An 18,340-nucleotide genomic window follows, 5' to 3' on the forward strand; every position below is an offset into this window, starting at 1 on the left:
TTCAATCCTTGAGAAGGACGCCGGCATCCTCGGCGAAGGTGATCCAGACTTCCTGATCGTAAGTAAACGGATCGTCGACGGCGCGTTGGGCATTGAGAAGCGAGGCCTTGACCACCTTGCCGCTCGTCAGCTTCACGTGGAAAACCGTCATGTCGCCGAGATAGCCGATGTCCCACAGCTCCCCGGAGGCCGCGTTCACCTTTGGATTGGCAGGCGGCTTGCGTGAAACCTTGAGCTTTTCCGGACGGATCGCGAAGCCGACAGACGAGCCCATGGTCGGCTTTTCGGGGGTGACGACGCTGATCGAGAAATCTTCGTCGACGGCAATCTCGACGGTGCTGTCATTCGCGCTCGCGACCTTGCCATCGAAGATGTTCACGTCACCGATGAAGTCAGCAACAAAGCGGGAGTTCGGCGCCTCGTAGATCTCGGCCGGCGTCGCCACCTGGACGACCTTGCCGTGGCTCATCACCGCAATTCGATCGGCCATGGTCATCGCCTCTTCCTGGTCGTGGGTGACCACGACAAAGGTCAGGCCGAGGTTCTGCTGCAGATCCATGAGCTCGAACTGCGTTTCCTCACGCAGCTTCTTGTCCAGCGCGCCAAGCGGCTCGTCGAGCAACAGCACCTTCGGCCGCTTGGCAAGGGAACGCGCCAGAGCAACGCGCTGGCGCTGGCCACCGGACAGCTGGTTCGGCTTGCGCGCGGCGAACTTCTCGAGCTTCACCATCTTCAGCATCTGCAGAACGCGCTCGGCAATCTCCTCCTTCGGCATGCCATCCTGGCGCAGGCCGAAGGCGATATTCTTTTCCACGGTCATATGCGGAAAGAGCGCGTAGGACTGAAACATCATGTTGACCGGCCGCTTATAGGGCGGCGTGCCGGCAAGGTTTGTGCCGTCGAGGACGATTTCGCCCGAAGTCGGCTGCTCGAAGCCTGCAAGCATGCGCAGCAGCGTCGACTTTCCGCAGCCGGAAGCCCCGAGCAGAGCAAAGAATTCGCGGTGATAGATATTCAGAGACAGGTCGTCGACGGCCGTGAAGTCGCCAAATCGCTTCGTGACGTTGTTGAACGATATAAACGGCTTCGATGCCGGGTCTGTCCACGGTGAAAAGGAGCGGCGGATATTGCCAAGTGACTTCATATTGTGCCCCGAAAAGTCATTCTAGGAGCCGGCTTCCCCGAGGCCGGCACGGAAAGAAAAGGCCCGGGCGTTACCGGCCGGGCCTAATTTTCGTTATTGGCCGGTGACGACTTTCGTCCAGATCCGGGTCGCGGTGCGCTGCGTTTTCGGATCCCATGGTGTGACGCTGTAGAGCTTCTTCATCACGTCCTCACTCGGATAGACCGACGGGTCGTCGAGGACTTCCTTGTCGATGAACTGCTGAGACGCCTTGTTGCCGTTGGCGTAGAACACATAGTTGCTGGCCTTGGCGATAACCTCAGGCTTCATCATGTAGTTGAGGAATTCGTGCGCCTCGGCGACGTGCTTGGCATCCGCCGGGATCGCCATCATGTCGAACCACATCTGCGCGCCCTGTGACGGAATGGAATAACCGACTTCGACGCCATTCTTGGCTTCGGTCGCACGGTTGGCAGCCTGGAAGATGTCGCCGGAGTAACCGAACGCGATGCAGATGTCACCGTTGGCCAAGGCGTTGATATATTCCGAGGAATGGAACTTGCGAACGAAGGGCCTTACCTTTTCCAGCAGTTCGCCGGCCTTCTGCAGATCGGCCGGCTTGCTCGAATTGGGATCAAGGCCGATATAGGTCAGGGCCGACGGCATGACGTCCTTTGGTGCATCCAGCATATAGATGCCGCAATCCTTGAATTTTGCCGCAACCGCCGGATCGAAGATTGCTTCAAGGCCCGGCGCCTTTGCGTCGGGTCCGAGGATCTCTGCGACCTTCTTCTTGTTGTAACCGATGCCGTTGGTGCCCCACATATAGTCCACCGCGTATTCGTTACCGGGGTCGTACATGGCGGTGCGCTGCTGGATCATATCCCACATATTAGAGAGATTCGGCAGCTTGGATTTGTCGAGCTTCTGGAAGACGCCGGCCTGGATCTGGCGTTGAAGGAAGTCGCCGCTCGGCACGACCACGTCGTAACCGGTGCCGCCAGCAAGCAGCTTTGTTTCAACCGTCTCGTTGGAATCGAAGGTGTCGTAGACGACCTTGATCCCCGTTTCCTTGGTAAAGTCTTCCAGGATGGAGCTGTCGATGTAGTCCGACCAGTTGTAGATGTTGACCACACGCTCCTGCGCAAAGGACGGCGCAGCGGCGAACGCGAGTATAACGGCGCTCGCTGCAAGTCTTGCGATTACTGACCTCATGCTATCTCCTGTTTTCTTCTTGCTTTGCGGTGCCGTTTGCCGACGCCGCCCCTCTGGTTTTGCAGGCAGACTAGAAAGGTTTTCGGAAGCCGACAAGCGCAAAAACCAGTAGTCTCAATCATTTCACAGTCATTGAAAGTCGAAGCTGCTGAGGCCTGCAACCATCTCATCGAGGCCCAACGGTCGCGTGACGGGCGGCTCGGCGCGCGAGAGGCAACCGCGCCGCTCACACAGGCGGCAGGCGGGTCCGATCAGGACCGGCTGCTGCGCAGTTACAACCTGACCATAGACCGACGCTTCACCGGTCACCGCCTCGCAGCCGAGTAGTAATGCCGTGCGCCTCACCCGCTCGCCGAACGCAACGTTCGGCCCCTCCAGCGTCCGGGCGACGGTGAGGTAGCGACCGCCATCCGGCAGTTCGACCGTTTCGGCAAGAATCTGGCCGGGCTGAAGGAAGGCCGCATGAATGTTCAGCTTGGGACAGCCGCCGCCAAAACGCGAATGCGGGAAACCCTGCGCTCCCGCACGCCGCAGCCGGTGGCCAGCCGCATCGATCTCCATCATGAAGAATGGAATGCCGGAGGCACCCGGACGCTGCAGCGTGACCAGCCGGGCCGCCGCCTGCGCATAGGAAACGCCGAAGCGCGAGCGAAGGATGTCGACATCGTATCGGCCGGCTTGAGCTGCAGAGAGGAATGGCGCGTAGGGCATGGCGAGCGCCAACGCGCCGTAACGAGAGAGTTCGAAGCGGGCTATCCGCTTCGCCTCCGGCGTCAACAGCGCCAGACCGTCGAGCTCCACCAGGATGGCATCGCGCAAGGCGAGCGTCGCAACCTCGATGGCGACCTCGTGCGCTTGATCGGCCGGTGACAGTCGCTCGGAGACGAAGAGACGCATCGAGTGCCGGTCGAAGCGGCGCCGCAGGTCGGGCATGACATGAACTGGAAGGACACGCACACTGATCCCGCGCTCCGCCCCGAGCCACTCCTTGAACGCCGCCGGCAAATCACGCACCTCGGTAAAGCGGGCCAGGAAGGCCTCTGCCGCTGCCTCCAGCTCAGGAAAATAGGCGGAGCGCCGCTCTAGAACATCGCGGACTTCGTCGGCTGGAAGCCGCGCGCCCGCCAGCGGCATTTGTCCCGGTCCCGCTGTCAGGGACGTCAGGTCCGACAAGCGGCTCGCCTGTTCGCTGTAGGCGCGGTACAGCTTGATGATGCCACTGGCCGCGTTGGGCGCTGCTTCCGCGACCTCGACGAGCTCCTGATCGCCGGGCAGTTCGCCCGCCAGCAGCGGATCCGCAAAAATCTCCCTCAGTTGATCGAGACTGCCGCCACTGCCTTCCCTCAGCTCCTCCAGATCGACCTTGTAGACCGAAGACAGCTTCAAGAGCAGTTGCACGGTCAGTGGCCGCTGGTTGCGCTCGATAAGGTTGAGATAGGACGGAGAGATCCCGAGCGCCTCGGCCATCGCGGACTGGGTCAAGCCGAGACCGTTTCGAATGCGCCGAACCTTTGGTCCCGCAAAGATCTTGCGCTCCGCCATGTGACAATCCTTTACAAAACTTCGACGAGCGACATTTACAATATTTTACAAATTCACAAAGCGAACCTGTCAAAGCTTTACATCCTAACTCGTTTTCGCCCGCTATACCATAGATAACTCTGGCTTTTCTCAGGGATTTGTAAATTCTGTCAAGCATCCAGACCGACCACACAATCTACAAGGAGCATGAGATGACAGAATTTGACAAGCTGCACCGGGATCTTCCGGCAGGACGTTTCAACGGGGTCGAGCGTCCCTACTCGATCGATGACGTCAAGCGGCTGCGCGGCTCCGTCGAACTACGCCATACCCTCGCCGAAATGGGCGCCAAGCGGCTGTGGCAACTTCTGCATCAGGATGATTTCGTCAACGCCCTCGGCGCGCTCTCCGGTAATCAGGCGATGCAAATGGTTCGTGCCGGATTGAAGGCAATCTACCTTTCCGGCTGGCAGGTCGCCGCAGACAGCAATACCGCTTCTGCCATGTACCCGGACCAGTCGCTTTATCCGGCGAACGCCGGGCCGGAGCTTGCCAAGCGGATCAACCGGACCCTGCAGCGCGCCGACCAGATCGAAACATCAGAGCGGAACGGCCTTTCCGTCGAGACCTGGTTTGCGCCGATCGTCGCCGACGCGGAGGCAGGCTTCGGCGGTCCGCTGAATGCCTTCGAGATTATGAAGGCCTATATCGAGGCCGGTGCCGCCGGCGTCCATTTCGAGGATCAGTTGGCGTCCGAGAAGAAATGCGGCCACCTCGGCGGCAAGGTTCTGATCCCGACTGCCGCGCACATCCGCAATCTCGACGCAGCACGCCTCGCAGCCGATGTCATGGGCGTCCCGACGCTCGTCATCGCCCGCACGGACGCCGAGGCCGCCAAGCTGCTGACCTCAGACATCGATGAACGCGACCAACCCTTTGTCGACTACGAGGCCGGTCGCACGGTCGAAGGCTTCTATCAGGTTCGCAACGGACTGGAGCCGTGCATCGCCCGCGCCGTGGCCTATGCACCGCACTGCGATCTCATCTGGTGCGAGACCTCGAAGCCGGATCTCGAGCAGGCGCGCCGCTTCGCCGAGGGGGTCCACAAGGTGCATCCGGGCAAGCTGCTCGCCTACAACTGCTCGCCGTCGTTCAACTGGAGGAAAAACCTCGACGATGCGACGATCGCCAAGTTCCAGCGCGAACTCGGCGCGATGGGTTACAAGTTCCAGTTCATCACGCTTGCCGGCTTCCACCAGTTGAACTTCGGGATGTACGAGCTCGCCCGCGGCTACAAGGACCGGCAGATGGCCGCCTACTCCGAACTGCAGGAAGCCGAATTCGCAGCGGAGATCAACGGCTACACCGCGACCAAGCATCAGCGCGAAGTCGGCACCGGCTATTTCGATGCCGTTTCGATGGCCATCACCGGCGGACGTTCGTCGACCACTGCAATGAAAGAATCCACCGAACACGCACAATTCAAACCAGCAGCAGAATGAACGCACCAAGGAGGAGAATGCCATGCCCACGCTTGCACGCGTCAAGGAACGCGCTGAAGAACAGTCCACCTGCATGACCCCGGATCAGCAGACGATGATCCGCATGCTCGCCAACGACCTGCACCGGCTGAACCAATCGGTCATGAAGGCAGTCGATGCCGGCGTTTCCGTCGAGATCGTTCGCTCGGCGAGACACCATGGTGGCGACGGGAACTGGGGCGACCTTCTGATCCCCGTCATCGTCGCGGGACGCAGCTGAACGACACCGGTCGGCGCCCTCAGCTTCGGCTGGGGCGCTTGCCCGCGAAGAGATCGACATAGCTCTTCAGCAATTTCGTCATGCGATCGGCAACGGTCCGGATTTCCGGTCGGTGCCGATCCTCGTTGTTCATGACGATCCATTGCCGGTGGCGCAGTTCGGGCAACTCGCCACCAAGACGCTGCAGTGCGGGATCGAGGTCGCCGACGAAGCACGGCAGGACGGCCCTACCCGCACCGGCTCTGACCAACGCTGGAAGGGAGCGCGGACGGTTGACGGTCGCAACAATCGAACCGGCTGCATTGCGATGCGGCCAGCGGAGATAGTTCGAGATCGCTTCCTCTTCGGCGACCGCCACCCACCGCTCTTCGGCGCCGTCAGCATTGCGCCTCGTGTAAACTGCATAGGCCACCTCGCCGAGCAGGCGTGCTGCGAGGTTGCTTTCTTCCGGCTCGAAAGCGCGGATGCCGATATCGCTTTCCCTGTAATTGAGGTTTGCGCGCGCTTCGCCGATGGTCAGCGAGACGGCAAAGGCATCGCCGGGCTTGCGGATCGCTGCGAAGTTGTCTGTCAGGAGCCAGGCCACCCAGGTGCCTGCAGCCACCCTTACCGTGGCGGCGACGCTGCCCGCCTGCCGCCAGGCGTCGACCTTGCGGGCCGCAGCCTCCATGTCCTGCAGATGATCCAGCAGGACCTGGCCGTCCGCAGTGAGGCCGTATCCCGTCTGGCTGCGGATGAAGAGAGCCTTGCCGATCTCATGTTCAAGATCGAGCATGCGGCGACCGATCGTGGCCGGACTGAGCCCACTCGACGTGCTGGCGCCCGTCAGCCCACCAAAGCGAGCGACCTGCACGAATAATTGAAAGGAATCCCATTGAGTGTTTTTCATGAGTGAAAAACATAGTGAGAGAATTCCCGTTTATAAAGCAAATTCCGGGTAATAACTAAGGTGATGCCCAAGATTGACGGACATCGCCATGATTACTCTCATCGCCATCGCACAGATTGCGGATCTGCTGAACGACAGTCGTGACAAGTATTCGGCAAAAGCCGAAAGCGAATTCTACGAGAGCGTCGGCAACTCCAGTATGGTCCGCTTCGCGGCCTTCCTCATGTCTCCCCAGCTAAACCGCGGGACGCTTCGCCCCCGAGGAAAGGACGCCTGCCGATCCGGACAGATCGGTCACGCCGCCTGCCTTGCGCGGTCATAATCCTGGGCGGCTTCGAACCGGAACTGCTGCACCAACGTCATCAAAGCATCAGCTTCGTTGGCAAGTTTCCGGCTCGCCTCCGTGGTTTCCTCGACCATCGCGGCGTTCTGCTGCGTCATCTGGTCCATCGCATTGACGGCCCCATTGACCTCCTGCAGAGCGGCTGATTGATCCTGGCTTGCCGTCGCTATCGTTTCAACGTGGCTGCTGATCGCAACGATCTCCTGGCTGATCGTTGCAAGCACGGCACCGGTCTTCTGCACGAGGCCGGAGCCTGCCATAACCTCACGCGTCGACTTCTCGATCAGCCCCTTGATTTCGCGCGCCGCGTCGGCGGAGCGCTGTGCAAGCTCGCGCACCTCCTGCGCGACCACGGCAAAGCCCTTGCCCGCCTCGCCGGCCCGAGCCGCCTCGATACCGGCGTTCAGCGCCAGAAGGTTGGTCTGGAACGCAATATCATCGATGACTTCGATAATTTGTTCGATCTGCTTCGATGCCTCTTCGATGCGGTTCATCGCCGCGACCGCGTCGCTAACGACTGCGCCCGAACTATCGGCATTCTTCTTGGTCGCGGACACGGCCTCGTTCGCTTCGCGTGCACGCACCGCGGACGATTTGACGGTCACGGTGATTTGCTCGACTGCGGCTGCGGTCTCCTCCAGGTTGGCGGCCTGTGCTTCCGTGCGCTTCGAAAGCTCGTCGGCAGAGGCCAGCATGGCACCGGAGTTGTTCTGGATCGAAGCGGTGTTGTCGCGAATGCGTGCCAACGTTTCCTGCAGCCGAACGAGGGAGGCATTAAAGTCGACACGGAGCTGCTCGAGGCGACCGACAAATGGTGTCTGGATCGTCTGCGAAACGTCGCCCCGCGCCAGGCGCCCCAGGCCCGCAGCCAGCTGGTTGACGGCGAAGTCGATCTGGCCGTCGAGCGCGCGCTTCTCGGCGTCGTTGCGGGCACGCTCATCGTCGCTGAGTTGCCGCTGTTCCGCGGCTTGCACCTCCAGGATCTGACGGGCGCGCGCATTGTCGCGGAACAGCGCGAGCGCGCGGCCGATCGCACCGAATTCGTTTTGCTTCTCCACGCAAGGGATCGGCCCGTTGAGATTACCGTCGGAAATCGTGTGAATGGTTGCGGTCAGCGCCTCCAGCGGCCTGATGGACGCGCGGATTGCAAAGTAGGCCACCACGCCGACCAGCAGCAAAACTGCGACACCGACACCGGCCACCAGCATCAGCAGCTGCTGCAGGCTGCTGTAGTAGACCTCCATCGGGATGCCGATGAACAGGATCCCGACGTTCGAACCAGCCGTGTTCTTCACCGGGAAATAGCCCGTCATGAATTTGCGACCGAAAAGGTCAGCGGGACCGTAGTAGGCCTCACCCTTGGCCAACACCGCCTGCGCCGGATGATCCGTGGCAAGCTTCGTGCCGACAGCGCGGTCGCCGTTCTCTTTCTTGACGTTGGTGGAGACGCGGACGTAGTCGCCGCCCTGGCGCTCAAAGACGGTGGCAACGCCGGCGATCGATTGTGCCGTGCGATCGACCAGCACGTGATCGCCGAGTGAAGGAAGCTTCTCTTCTGTCACACTCGCAAGCTCATTGTTGCTGACGTCCACCCTCACTCCGGCATCGCTCGCGCCGTAGAGAACCGCCATCGTCCGGCTCGCGTCCTTTGCGTCGGAAACGGCGCTCGCCATCACGTAGGCGCTCAGATTGTAGTAGGTGACGCAGACGATCGCCGCGGTGCTGAAGGCGAGTAGAACAAGTGTGATGGCAACGATCTGACGTACGATGGAAGCCGAGAACAGGCGCAGCATAGATATCCCCTGAGACATGAGCCTCATGGGTTAGCGCTAAAAATTTAAGGAAAGTCTTCAAAAAATTGACAATTGTCAAAAATTTGAAAAAGGCACGCAGCCGATCGAGAAACAGAAAAGGCCCCGGAATACCGGGGCCCTCAAAGCGCTTGTGCTTGCGGTCGCTTTATGCGGCGCGATAGACCGCCGGCTGCGCGTCGCCATCAATCTTGAACTGCTGGATGAGCCGCAGCAGTGAATCCGCCTCGACGGCAAGCTCGCGACTTGCCGCAGTGGTCTCTTCCACCATCGCGGCGTTCTGCTGCGTCATCTGATCCATCTGGTTGACGGTCGCATTGACTTCCTGCAAGGCGTTCGACTGATCGTGGCTTGCACGCGCGATCGTCTCGACATGCTGGCTGATCGTAACGATCTGGGCGCTGATCTTTGCGAGCACCGTGCCGGTCTCCTGCACGAACTGCGAACCGGAACTGACCTCTGTCGTCGACTTGTTGATGAGCCCCTTGATCTCCTGCGCTGCGGCAGCGGAGCGCTGCGCCAACTCACGCACTTCCATCGCGACGACGGCGAAGCCCTTGCCCGCTTCACCAGCACGCGCTGCCTCGATCCCGGCGTTGAGAGCCAGCAGATTGGTCTGGAAGGCGATCTCGTCGATGACGCCGATGATCTGTTCGATCTGGCGGGACGCCCCTTCGATCCGGCCCATCGCGTCGATGGCGTTGCTGACGACGACTGCCGAGTCGTCGGCGCTGCGCTTGGCCTGGCGGACGATTTGGTCCGCATCCTTGGCTCGCTCCGCGGAAGACCGGACCGTCACCGTGATCTGTTCAACCGCAGCAGCGGTCTCTTCCAGCGAGGCAGCCTGCTGCTCGGTGCGCTTGGAGAGATCTTCCGCCGACTGGGCCATCTGGTTGCCATTGCCCTGGATCATCTCGACGTTGTCGCGGATCTGGCTCATCGTCGCCTGCAGGCGCATCATCGAACCGTTGAAATCCTGGCGAAGCTGTTCAAGGCGGCCGATGAACGGCGTCTCGATCGTGGTCGAAATGTCGCCCTGCGACATCCGTTCGAGGCCGGACGCGAGCGCGTTGACGGCAAACTCGATCTGGCGGTCCATCTCCCGCTTCTCGGCATCGTTACGCTGGCGCTCATGCTCGGCTGCGGCGCGCTCTTCCTCACTCTGCTCCTCGATACGGATCTTCGAGATCGCGTTCTCCTTGAAGATACCGAGCGCCCGAGCCATGTCGCCGATTTCGTCGTGCCGCAGATCGCCCGAGATGTTGGTATCGAGAACGCCGTCGGCAATGCGACGCATCGCTGCGGTGATCTGGCCGATCGGGCGCTGCAGCGTCAGAACAAGCGCGATGCCGCCGATGATCGAGACGAGAATGCCGAGGCCGGTCGTCAGCACCGAGATGCCGTTTGCCTGCGTGCGTTCGGCACCGGCGCTCTGCTTTTGCAGCTCGGCGAAGGTTGTCAGCTGGCCCCAGACAGCATCGAGTTGCTGGCGGGCGGAAGCGTAGTCGGCAACGCGCTGGTTGATCGTGTCGACCAGGCTCTGGGCATCCTTGTCCATGGAGGCAAGGGCTGGCGACATCGCAGCGACGATGTCTTCCGCGAAGTTCATGCCTTTCGCACTGGCAAGCAGGGTGTTGAGGTTGGTGCCGAGCGTCGCGATCTCCTGGTGCAGGCGAACGCGGTTTTCCTTGCCCGGCTTCGCGGCGAATTCGCCCAGAACGAGTTGCAGCGAGTAGATCGCGCTTTCCAGACGGCGCGTGTCTTCGAGAACCGAGTTCGTCTGCGCAATGCGGCTATCCAGCTCGACGAAAGTCGTCGTCGCTTCGCGCATCATCTGCGTCGCCGTCAGCTGAGTGTAGGTCGACATCTGACGAAAGCGGGACACGAGCCGACCGAGATTGGCAATCGCCTCATCGGTGCCGGCGTCGGCGGCAGTCGCCTGCGCCTTGACGTCGCTAATCGTCTGCGACAGCGACTGCGTCATGCTCTTCTGGTTCTGCGGCACGGAAATCTCGATCAGGCGCTGAGCCTTGGCGATCGCAGGAATGGCATCGGTTACGACCTTGAGCTTGTCAGCTGGCAGTTGGGCCTTGTTGAAGTCGCCCATAACGGTCGCCAGCGTATCGCCGCCCTTCAGCAGACGATCCGCCGCGCGCAGCGTCGCCGTGGCGTTGCCCTCGTCCTTGCGGATGTTTTCCTCAAGCTGCTGGGCATCGTAGTTGACGTTGAAGCGGCTGGTAATCATTACCTTCTGCGCGTCGTCGATCGACTTGCGCAGGGCAAGTTCCTGCTCATGCAGGGTCCAGAGCTTGCCGACAGTATCGGAAATCCCCGAGGTGCCATCTGTCGCGGCCCGCAGGTTGTCGCGGCCACCATTATCGCCGATCTGCTTCAGCGTCGCGTTTAGCGTGCCTTGCTGTGTCTTGATGTCCCCGTAAAGCTTGTCACGGGCTTCCTGGCTGGTGATTTGCAGGAAATCGTCCATGGAGCCGTAAAGATCCTTGAACCCGCTCAGCGACTGCAGCACGCTATTGGAGATTTCCATGCGTCCTTGCAGCATGCCCGAAGCATAAAGGCCCGTCAGGCCGACTGCCGAAATGCTGACAACGAACGGCAACACAAAAATCAGGACCTTGGTTTTGATCCTGAAGCGGGAAAGAATCTTATCAATCAACATGGCGGTTCCGGCCTTCCATACACCACTCCTCCCGCCAGCCGCCTGATGGGCGCCGACCGAGTGCATCGAGCTGCTTAAATTGGAACAATTGGAGTCCCGGCCGGGACCGGGCGGCAGTCATTGCCAACTCGCTTCACGCGCATGCGTAAGCGCCCAAATTATTGAGCGAATGTTGCAGAGGATGTCTTAATTTTCGGATAAGCGAAAACTATGGAAAAGCGCATTCAAATCGATTTATCCGCGCGATAGCCAGCGGGACAAACTACTTCATGCGGTCGCCAAAAGAACTCGGGGGATGTCAGAGCCAACGTGCGAGGAGAAGAGCGGCCACGGCGGCCAATGCGCTGGCTGAGATGACGAGATATCGCAAGGCAACGAGCTTGTTGTCGGGCTTGGCCTGGGCGATTGCAATGGCGCGTGCGCGTCGAGCGTTCTTGTTCATTTGCAGAACCTCACTTCATCTCTGGCATAACAATCCAACAAAACGTCTTGCTGGTAAAGCTTTATTTAGGAAGCGCTTTTCCAACTGTTCATGAGGCAGGATGGCGCACCCAGTTTAAGAACTCTTGAATCGGCCAGATAGTTTCACGTCTACAAAGATTCGCCGGCAATAAACCCAGACGCCCAGGCCCATTGAAAATTATAGCCGCCGAGCCAGCCCGTCACATCGACACATTCGCCGATGAAATGGAGGCCTGGAACCTCCTTCGTAGCCATGGTCCGGGAGTCGAGTGCCGCGGTATCGATGCCGCCAAGCGTCACTTCGGCGGTTCTGTACCCTTCCGAGCCCGATGGCTTGATCTTCCAGCTCTGCACGGCCTCGGCGAGGCGCTGCAGCGTCTTGTCGGAAAGGTCCGCCATGTGGCCGACAATACCCTCCCGGTCAGTCAGGTGTTGCGCGAGCCGCTTGGGGAGTATCTCGGCCAGCGCCGTCTGAGCGGACTGCCGACCGTTTGTCCTCTTCGCCGCCTTCAAATGCTCAAGGAGATCAATGTCGGGCTCGATGTCGACGGTAATATCGTCGCCCTCGCGCCAATAGGATGAAATCTGCAGGATCGCGGGGCCGCTCAGGCCGCGGTGCGTGAACAACAGCGCTTCGCGAAAGGCGGTCTTGCCGTGGCGTATTTCGGCGGGTGCGGATATCCCCGATAGTTCGGAAAGATTTTCGAGCGTGGCCTGATCCATGGTCAGTGGTACGAGGCCAGGCCGCGTCTCCACCAGAGGAAGGCCGAACTGCTCGGCGATACGATAGGCGAGGCCGGTCGCACCCATCTTCGGGATCGACTTGCCGCCGGTCGCAATGACCAGCGAGCGGCATTCGTATGTACCCTCCGACGTCGCGATACGAAAGCCCTCGCCGCTCTTCTCGACATCAACGATCTCGGTACGCAGATGCAGAGCTGCGCCTGCGGCCTGCATCTCGTCGAGCAACATGCGGATAACATCCTTGGCGGTGTCATCGCAGAACAGCTGCCCAAGCGTCTTCTCATGCCAGGCGATCCGGTGGCGATCGACCATGGCGATGAAATCCGACGGCGTGAAACGCGCCAGCGCCGACTTGCAGAAATGCGGATTGGCGGAGAGGAAGCTCTTCGGGCTGGTATGAATGTTGGTAAAGTTGCAGCGCCCGCCACCCGAAATGCGGATCTTCTCGCCCGGCGACTTCGCATGATCGAGAACGATGACCGAGCGGCCGCGCTGAGCGGCGCGAATGGCGCACATCATGCCGGCGGCGCCCGCGCCGAGGACGATCACATCGCATTTTCGCTGCAAAACCACTTCCCTTGTCGAAAGGCGTCTTCTTTTTCCATCATTGGGCGAAAGTCAACGTGCCACCCTCTCGCCAATTGCCAAACTCCGGTTATGATGCCGCCACGATCAACGCAAACCGGTGTGTCATGTCCCCAAAAAAGACGACGCTGAAGCCTGCCAGAAACGTACCCGCCTCGAAAAAAACTCCCCCGGACCCCGGACATCAGCGCGGCGTGGCAAACTGGAAGGAAGCGGCGCAGTTCTTGCGGGCACGCGGCATCGAGGACATCGAATGCATCACGCCGGACCTCGCCGGCGTGCCGCGTGGCAAGATGATGCCGAGTTCGAAGTTCACCTCGAACACCTCGCTTGCGCTGCCTTCGGCGATCTATCGCCACACCATCTCCGGCGAATATCCTGACGAAACGGAAAGCTTCCGCTACGAGCCACGCGACAGCGACCTGAAGCTGGTGCCCGATCTTTCGACGCTTTCCGTCGTCCCTTGGGAAACCGACCCGACGGCGCAGGTGATCTGCGATATTGTTAGCGTGGATGGGGAAGAGGTTCCCTATACACCGCGAAACGTCCTGAAGCGCGTGCTGAAGCTCTATGGCGACCGCGGCTGGAAACCGATCGTGGCGCCAGAGATCGAATTCTATCTCGTTGCCAAGAACGATGACCCTGATTATCCGCTGCATCCGCCGAAGGGCCGCTCCGGCCGCTCGATCCTCGGCGGTCAGGGCTATTCGATCGCCGGCATCAACGAGTTCGACGAACTGATCGACGACATCTATCACTTCTCGGAAAAGCAGGGCCTCGAGATCGATACGCTGATCCACGAGGAAGGCCCGGCGCAGCTGGAAATCAACCTGCGCCACGGCAACCCCATCGAGCTTGCCGACCAGGTGTTCCTGTTCAAGCGCACAATCCGTGAAGCGGCGATGAAGCACGGGATCTACGCGACCTTCATGGCCAAGCCGATGCAGGGGCAGCCGGGTTCGGCGATGCACATCCACCAGTCGGTCGTGAACCAGGAAACCGGAAAGAACATCTTCTCAAACCCCGATGGTTCTGCCTCTCGCGAATTCTTCCATTTCATTGGCGGCCTGCAGAAATACGTGCCGAGTTCAATGGTGATGCTGGCGCCCTACGTGAACTCCTACCGACGGCTGACGCCTGACATGTCGGCGCCTGTCAACAACGCCTGGGGCTATGACAACCGCACGACGGCATTCCGCGTGCCGGTATCCGATCCGCAGGCCAGACGCGTCGAAAACCGCCTGCCGAGTTCGGATGCCAATCCCTATCTCGCGCTTGCGGCCTCGCTCGCCTCCGGCCTACTCGGCATCATGAAGGGCATCGAGCCGACGGCACCGACAGAGGATACGGCCAACGAGGGCTCGATCGACCTGCCGCGCGGCCTGCTGGAGGCCGTCGCGCTGATGGAAGACGAGGAGGCCTTCGAGGAGGTGTTCGGCAAAGAGTTCCTCGGCATCTATGCTGGCGTGAAGCGTGGAGAGTTCGAAACCTTCATGCAGGTGATCAGCCCCTGGGAGCGCGAATTCCTTCTGCTGAACGTGTAGGGAGGGCTCAGTCATGACATCGCAGGAGAGATGGCAGAGCCCCATTGCGCCCGGCATTTCGTGGTATCAGGCGACATCAGGCGAGCGGCCGACCTACCCCGAAATGGACGGCTCGAAGACGTGCGACGTCGCCATCGTCGGCGGCGGCTACACCGGCCTTCAAGCCGCCTACAATCTCGCCACGTCAGGCGTCTCGGTGGTTCTCATCGAGGCGTGCCGGGTTGGCGACGGCGCCTCGGGCCGCAATGGTGGCCAGCTTGGTACCGGACAGCGCTGGTGGCCGGAAGAACTTGAGGAAAAGATCGGCTACGAACGCTCGCGCGCATTGTTCGATCTGGCCGAAGCAGCCAAGCACCATCTCATGGATTTCGCGACCGACCATCAGATCGACATGGAGTACATGCCGGGTCAGATGAACGTCGCGCACAAGGAGAGCTACAAGGCGGACTACTTCGAAAATGCTGAAATCGCGGCGATGCGTTACAATTATCCGCACATGCGCTTCATGGACAAAGCCGAAACCCAAGAGCGTCTCGGCTCAACGCGCTACTATTGCGGCGTTCGCGACACCGGCACTGGCCACATTCAGCCGCTCAAACTGCTGATCGGGCTCGCCCGTGTTGCGGCCAATGCCGGCGCGCAGATTTACGAGATGACCAAGGCCTCGGCGATCCTTCATGGCAGCAACAAGGTGATAATCGAGACGTCGCGGGGCACGATTACTGCCGACAGGGCGCTGATCGCTTGCAATGGCTACATCGGCAATCTCGAGCCGGTGACGGCTAGCCATGTGATGCCCATCCGCTCCTTTATCGGGGCTACCGTGCCGCTTGAAGGGCATCCGGACGTGTTGCCGGGCGCCGAAGCCGTGGCCGACTCACGCTTCGTCGTGCGCTATTTCCGCAAATCCAAGGACGGCCGGCTGCTCTTTGGCGGTCGGGAGGCCTATACGGCCGACAATCCGCGCGACATAACGCAGCACATCCGCCGACAAATCGCCGAGATTTACCCGGCGCTTCGGGATATCGAGATTTCGCACGCCTGGGGAGGCTCGGTCGGCATCACCATGCCACGGCAACCGTTCGTGCGTGAGGTGATGCCTGGTGTGACGTCCATCGGCGGCTATTCCGGGCATGGCGTGATGCTGTCCAATTACTGTGGAAAGCTCTATGCTGACACGGTGCTCGGACGATCGGCGGATTTGGAACTTTTCAAATCGCTGGATATTCCGGCATTTCCGGGAGGCGCGGCCATGCGTGCGCCGCTGCTTTTCCTGGCGCTTTCCTGGTTTGCCTTGCGCGACAAGTTTTAGTCAGATTGCGGATTTCATCGCGCGGCAATTCGATCTAAAACCTCTTTCCGAGAGATTCATTGCATCGCACACTGGCTTTTTTAAATCGATTAGATTAAAGAGCCAATAACCCGTCTGATTGAGAGACATCCTCATGAGCAGCCAAACCATCCCCGTTGAACCCTTTGATTATGTCGTTTTCGGCGGCAGTGGCGACCTTGCAGAACGCAAGTTGCTGCCGGCCCTTTATCACCGGCAAGTCGAGGGTCAGTTCTCCGAGCCGACCCGCATCATCGGTGCGTCGCGTAGCCCGCTGACGAACGAGGAATATCGAAAGTTTGCCCAGGATGCCCTGAACGAACACCTCAAGAAGGGCGAATACAACGAAGCCGAAGTCACGAAGTTCCTGCAGCGCCTGTACTACGTACCAGTCGATGCGCGCTCGGATGCCGGCTGGGATCACCTCAAGAAGCTTCTGGACGAAGGCAAGGATCGCGTACGCGCCTTCTACCTCGCCGTCGCACCGGGCATTTTCGGCGACATTTCGCAGAAGATCCACGATCATAAGCTGATCACCAAGTCGACGCGCATCGTGGTCGAGAAGCCGATCGGTCGCGATCTCGCTTCCGCCCTGCAGCTGAACGACACCATCGGGAAGGTCTTCAAGGAAGAGCAGATCTTCCGCATCGACCATTACCTTGGCAAGGAAACGGTGCAGAACCTGATGGCGCTGCGCTTTGCCAACGCCCTCTACGAGCCGCTGTGGAACGCCAACCATATCGACCACGTGCAGATCACGGTCGCGGAGTCGGTCGGTCTCGAAGGCCGCGCCGGATATTACGACACCGCTGGGGCGCTGCGCGACATGGTGCAGAACCACATCATGCAGCTCGTCTGCCTGGTCGCGATGGAAGTCCCCTCCTCGATGGACTCCGAGGCCGTCCGCGACGAGAAGCTGAAGGTGCTGCGCGCGCTGAAGCCGATCAATGCATCGAACGTCGAGACGAGCACCGTTCGCGGCCAATATCGTGCCGGCGCTTCCGGCAGCGGTCCGGTCAAGGGATACCTTGAAGAGCTCGAAGGCGGCGTTTCGAACACCGAGACCTTCGTGGCGATCAAGGCGGAGATCGGCAATTGGCGCTGGGCTGGCGTTCCCTTCTACATTCGAACCGGCAAGCGCCTTGCGGGTCGCATGTCGGAGATCGTCATCACTTTCAAGCCGATCCCGCACTCGGTCTTCGACCAGTCCGCCGGTCGTATCAACCAGAACCAGCTCATCATCCGCCTGCAGCCTGACGAAGGCGTCAAGCAGTCGCTGATGATCAAAGACCCCGGCCCGGGCGGCATGCGTCTGCGCAACGTGTCGCTCGATATGAGCTTCGCCGACGCCTTCCAGGTCCGTAACCCTGACGCATACGAGCGCCTGCTGATGGACGTCATCCGCTCCAACCAGACGCTGTTCATGCGCCGCGACGAAGTCGAGGCCGCGTGGCAGTGGGTCGATCCGATCCTGAAGGGCTGGGAATCCACCGGCCAGAAGGTTCAGGGTTACACCGCCGGCACCTGGGGCCCCAGCCAGTCGATTGCGCTCATCGAGCGTGATGGCCGCACCTGGCACGACAACCTGTAGGATCAAAGACGATGGCAGCGACGATGCATGCTTTTGCCAATGGCGCGGAACTGGCTCGCAACCTAGCAGACAAAGTCGCTGCGTCGCTTTCCGCGGCAATCGACGAACGGGGAGCGGCAACCTTTGCCGTTTCCGGCGGCTCGACGCCGAAGCGCTTCTTTCAGGAGCTTTCGGCGCGCGATCTCAACTGGGCGAAGGTGACCATCACGCTCGTGGATGAACGCTTTGTTCCGGCCGACAACCCACGCTCGAACCATCTGCTGGTGGCCGAAAACCTTCTCCAGAACAAGGCCAAGGCAGCGAATTTCCTGCCGCTCTACCAGCCGGCAGCTTCGGTCGAGGACGCCGCAAAGCTCGCGACGAAGGCGACCGAAACAATCGGCAATCCCTTCGATGTTGCGATTCTCGGGATGGGTGGTGATGGCCACACCGCTTCGTTCTTCCCTGATGGCAGCAACCTCAAAGCCGCCCTCGACCCGAAGACGCCGCGTGGTATCATCACCATGGAGGCTGAGGGCGCGGGCGAACCGCGGCTGACCTTCACCTTCTCCAGCCTCCAGGATGCAAAGCTGCTCGTGCTTCATATCGAAGGCGAGAGCAAAAAGGACGTCCTGGCGAAGGCGGAAGGCGCCGGCGACGAGGCAGAGATGCCGATCCGCGCCATTCTGCGGCGGGCAGCGAGCCCCGTCGAAATCTACTGGGCTCCATAAGCCTTCGGGCAGATAGCCGCGAACGAAAAACTGA

At 60.4% G+C, this 18,340-nt stretch carries 15 protein-coding genes; 7 read left to right on the forward strand and 8 right to left on the reverse strand.

Annotation, left to right across the window (positions count from 1 at the left end):
- Position 1: 1 nt before the first annotated feature.
- The 3 genes from FHT77_RS03635 to FHT77_RS03645 form a co-directional block, all read right to left on the reverse strand.
- The gene (locus tag FHT77_RS03635) at positions 2–1,144 is read right to left on the reverse strand and encodes an ABC transporter ATP-binding protein (RefSeq protein ID WP_183752590.1); all 1,143 of its coding nucleotides are present in this window, start codon (positions 1,142–1,144) and stop codon (positions 2–4) included.
- Positions 1,145–1,237: 93 nt separating this feature from the next.
- On the reverse strand, positions 1,238–2,338 hold the full coding sequence (locus FHT77_RS03640; RefSeq protein WP_183752592.1) for a polyamine ABC transporter substrate-binding protein: 1,101 nt from the start codon (positions 2,336–2,338) through the stop codon (positions 1,238–1,240).
- A 129-nt stretch (positions 2,339–2,467) separates the two neighbouring features.
- Positions 2,468–3,880 (reverse strand): short-chain fatty acyl-CoA regulator family protein, encoded by a 1,413-nt coding sequence (locus FHT77_RS03645; protein WP_183752594.1) that lies wholly within the window; start codon positions 3,878–3,880, stop codon positions 2,468–2,470.
- Positions 3,881–4,071: 191 nt separating this feature from the next.
- Here FHT77_RS03645 and aceA point away from each other — a divergent pair, with 191 nt between their 5' ends.
- The gene (aceA, locus tag FHT77_RS03650) at positions 4,072–5,361 is read left to right on the forward strand and encodes an isocitrate lyase (RefSeq protein WP_183752596.1); all 1,290 of its coding nucleotides are present in this window, start codon (positions 4,072–4,074) and stop codon (positions 5,359–5,361) included.
- Between the two features lie 22 nt (positions 5,362–5,383).
- Entirely contained in the window at positions 5,384–5,620 is a 237-nt protein-coding gene (locus FHT77_RS03655) for a hypothetical protein (RefSeq protein ID WP_016552811.1), read from the forward strand.
- 19 nt (positions 5,621–5,639) lie between these two features.
- Here the strand turns inward: FHT77_RS03655 and FHT77_RS03660 are convergent, their stop codons facing one another.
- Complete coding sequence (locus FHT77_RS03660) at positions 5,640–6,509, reverse strand: LysR family transcriptional regulator (RefSeq protein WP_183752597.1); 870 nt, start codon at positions 6,507–6,509, stop codon at positions 5,640–5,642.
- Positions 6,510–6,597: 88 nt separating this feature from the next.
- Between FHT77_RS03660 and FHT77_RS03665 the strand changes: the two genes are divergently transcribed.
- Complete coding sequence (locus tag FHT77_RS03665; protein WP_183752599.1) at positions 6,598–6,831, forward strand: hypothetical protein; 234 nt, start codon at positions 6,598–6,600, stop codon at positions 6,829–6,831.
- On the opposite strand, the gene FHT77_RS03670 is transcribed toward FHT77_RS03665, so the two are convergent.
- The 4 genes from FHT77_RS03670 to FHT77_RS03685 all read right to left on the reverse strand — a co-directional run bounded on the left by FHT77_RS03670 (position 6,804) and on the right by FHT77_RS03685 (position 13,113).
- On the reverse strand, positions 6,804–8,645 hold the full coding sequence (locus tag FHT77_RS03670; protein ID WP_183752606.1) for a methyl-accepting chemotaxis protein: 1,842 nt from the start codon (positions 8,643–8,645) through the stop codon (positions 6,804–6,806). The genes FHT77_RS03665 and FHT77_RS03670 overlap by 28 nt on opposite strands.
- Positions 8,646–8,811: 166 nt before the next feature.
- Positions 8,812–11,340 (reverse strand): methyl-accepting chemotaxis protein, encoded by a 2,529-nt coding sequence (locus FHT77_RS03675; protein ID WP_183752608.1) that lies wholly within the window; start codon positions 11,338–11,340, stop codon positions 8,812–8,814.
- A gap of 298 nt (positions 11,341–11,638) precedes the next feature.
- On the reverse strand, positions 11,639–11,782 hold the full coding sequence (locus FHT77_RS03680; RefSeq protein WP_183752610.1) for a hypothetical protein: 144 nt from the start codon (positions 11,780–11,782) through the stop codon (positions 11,639–11,641).
- A 149-nt stretch (positions 11,783–11,931) separates the two neighbouring features.
- Positions 11,932–13,113, reverse strand: a complete 1,182-nt coding sequence (locus FHT77_RS03685) for an NAD(P)/FAD-dependent oxidoreductase (RefSeq protein ID WP_183752612.1) — start codon at positions 13,111–13,113, stop codon at positions 11,932–11,934.
- Between the two features lie 125 nt (positions 13,114–13,238).
- Here FHT77_RS03685 and FHT77_RS03690 point away from each other — a divergent pair, with 125 nt between their 5' ends.
- The 4 genes from FHT77_RS03690 to pgl all read left to right on the forward strand — a co-directional run bounded on the left by FHT77_RS03690 (position 13,239) and on the right by pgl (position 18,306).
- Positions 13,239–14,675, forward strand: a complete 1,437-nt coding sequence (locus tag FHT77_RS03690; protein ID WP_183752614.1) for a glutamine synthetase family protein — start codon at positions 13,239–13,241, stop codon at positions 14,673–14,675.
- 13 nt (positions 14,676–14,688) lie between these two features.
- A complete protein-coding gene (locus FHT77_RS03695; protein WP_183752616.1) occupies positions 14,689–15,987 on the forward strand; it encodes an FAD-binding oxidoreductase in 1,299 nt (432 codons plus the stop codon).
- Between the two features lie 133 nt (positions 15,988–16,120).
- Positions 16,121–17,596 carry a glucose-6-phosphate dehydrogenase gene (gene zwf / locus FHT77_RS03700; protein WP_183752618.1) on the forward strand — a complete coding sequence of 492 codons (1,476 nt, stop codon included), beginning with the start codon at positions 16,121–16,123 and terminating at the stop codon, positions 17,594–17,596.
- 11 nt (positions 17,597–17,607) lie between these two features.
- On the forward strand, positions 17,608–18,306 hold the full coding sequence (pgl, locus tag FHT77_RS03705) for a 6-phosphogluconolactonase (RefSeq protein ID WP_183752620.1): 699 nt from the start codon (positions 17,608–17,610) through the stop codon (positions 18,304–18,306).
- The last annotated feature ends 34 nt before the right edge of the window (positions 18,307–18,340 follow it).

This window comes from Rhizobium sp. BK181, from assembly GCF_014193305.1.
GTDB lineage: Bacteria > Pseudomonadota > Alphaproteobacteria > Rhizobiales > Rhizobiaceae > Rhizobium.